Here is a 2,208-nt window from a genome sequence, read left to right on the forward strand (position 1 = left end):
GCCCCCCCGCGCCTCGGCCAGCACCATGCCGGCGCTGGCCTCGTCGAGCTCGACGCGGCGCCCGCTCACGGCGCCACCTCGCAGCGGCTCAGGGTGATCAGGCTGCCGCGCGAGGCCGAGCTCTCGCCCATCGGATAGACCATCACGGCGTAGCGCAGGCCGCCGATGTCGGCCTGGTGCAGGTGGCTGTTGTGGCCGGCGCCGTCGTGCGGCGCCGCGCCGTCGGCCGGGAACAGTTCCGGCAGCACGCAGCTGGCCTCGTTGCCGAGCAGCGCGCCGCCGCCGTGGAACAGGGCGGCGGCGGCGCCGTTGATGAAGGCGATCATGCCGCCGTCGTCCATGCCGATGACCGGCAGCGGCAGGTGCTGCAGCAGCTCGCGGGCGATGCTCAGGCTGATCTCGTCGCGGTGGATCTGCTGCTGCTTCTGCTTGAGCAACTCCTCCATGCGGCGGTTGGTCGAGGCCAGCTCGTGGTTGGCGGTGCGCACCTCGAGGTTGAGGCGCTCGTTGTCGTCGGCGATCTCCTTCATGCGGAAGGCCTCGGCGATGTGGCCGCGCAGCAGCTCGTCCTCCCACGGCTTGGTGAGGAATTTGTAGATCGCCCCCTCGTTGACGGCGTCGGTCACCGACTGCAGCTCGGTGTAGCCGGACAGCATGATGCGGATCGTTTCCGGGTACAACTGCTTGGCCTTGCGCAGGAAGTCGGCGCCTATCATGCCGGGCATGCGCTGGTCGGAGACGATCACGTCGACGGCGTGCTGGGCCAGCAGGTCGAGCCCCTCCTGGCCGCTGTTGGCGGTGTAGATCTGATAGTCGTCGCGGCGCAGCAGGCGCTTCAGCGCGGCGACGATGTTCTGCTCGTCGTCGACCAGCAGCAGGCTGCGCTTTTGCCGCTGGATGCGCAGCAGGTGGGCCGGCAGGCGGCGCGGCTCGCGCAGCAGCACGTCGAGCTCGGCGCAGGGCAGCGGCGGGGCGAACAGGTAGCCCTGGATCTGGTCGCACATATTGCGCCGCAGGAAGTCGCACTGGGCCTCCGTCTCGACCCCCTCGGCGACCACCTTGATGCCCAGGTTGTGCGCCATCGAGATGATGGTCTTCGACAGCGCGGCGTCGCCGCTGTCGCTGGCGACGTCGCGGATGAAGGCGCTGTCGATCTTGACGGCGTCGAAGGGGAAGCGTTTGAGGTTGCTCAGCGACGAGCTGCCGGTGCCGAAGTCGTCCAGGGTCAGGCCGACGCCGAGGGCGCGCAGCCGCTCCAGGCAGACGCTGGCGGCGGCGCCGTCGCGCAGCAGCGCCGCCTCGGTGATCTCCAGGGTCAGCGCGCCGGCCGCCAGGCCGTGCTCGGCCAGCGCGGCGGCGACGCTGTCGGCCAGGCCGGGGTCGTGGAACTGGCGCGGCGAGATGTTGATGGCCACCGGGACGGCCGGCCGCTCGGCGTCGCGCCAGGCGCGCAGGTCGCGGCAGGCGCGCCGCAGCACCCACAGGCCGAGCGCGGCGGTCAGGCCGGCCTCCTCGGCGACGGGGATGAAGCGGTTGGCCGACAGCAGGCCCTGCTGCGGATGCTGCCAGCGCACCAGCGCCTCCAGGCTGCACAGGTCGCCCGTCTGCAGGTCGGCCAGCGGCTGGTACAGCAATTGCAGTTCGTCGCCGGCGATGGCCAGGCGCAGCGCCGCCTCCATGCCGATGCGTTCGAGCGTGCGCTGGTTCATCTCGGCCGAGAAGAACTGGCACTGGCCGCCGCCGTCGGCGCGGGCGCGCGACAAGGCCAGGTCGGCGTAGCGGGTCAGCGTGGCGCTGTCGCCGCCGTCCTGCGGGTAGAGGGCGACGCCGATGCTGGCGTGGGCGTGCAGCTGCTGCTGTTCGAGCGCGAAGGCCGGCGCCAGCGCGGCGAAGATGGCGCGGCAGCGCGGCGCCACGTCGGCGCTGCCGCCGACCCGGCCGAGCACGGCGAGGAACTCGTTGTCGCCCAGCCGGGCCACGGTGTCGTGCTCGCCGATGCACGGCCGCAGGCGGGCGGCGATGGCCGCCAGCAGGGCGTCGCCGGCGGCGTGGCCGAGGCTTTCGTTGACCAGGGCGAGGTTGTCGATGCCCAGGCACAGCAGCGCCACCGCGCCGCCCTGCGCCGCCGCCCGCGCCATCGCCTCCCGCAGGCGTTGCTGGAACAGGGCGCGGTTGGGCAGGCCGGTCAGCTCGTCGTGGGGGGGGGGG

Annotated in this window: 1 protein-coding gene; it reads right to left on the minus strand. The window is 72.4% G+C overall.

The window, feature by feature from the left end:
* Positions 1-65 precede the first annotated feature (65 nt).
* Positions 66-2,208: EAL domain-containing protein (locus tag H7U20_RS03590; protein WP_199518237.1), on the minus strand; the 2,143-nt coding region annotated here is incomplete at its 5' end.

The sequence above is a fragment of the Rugamonas violacea genome, from assembly GCF_016461825.1.
In the GTDB taxonomy this organism is placed as follows: domain Bacteria; phylum Pseudomonadota; class Gammaproteobacteria; order Burkholderiales; family Burkholderiaceae_D; genus Rugamonas.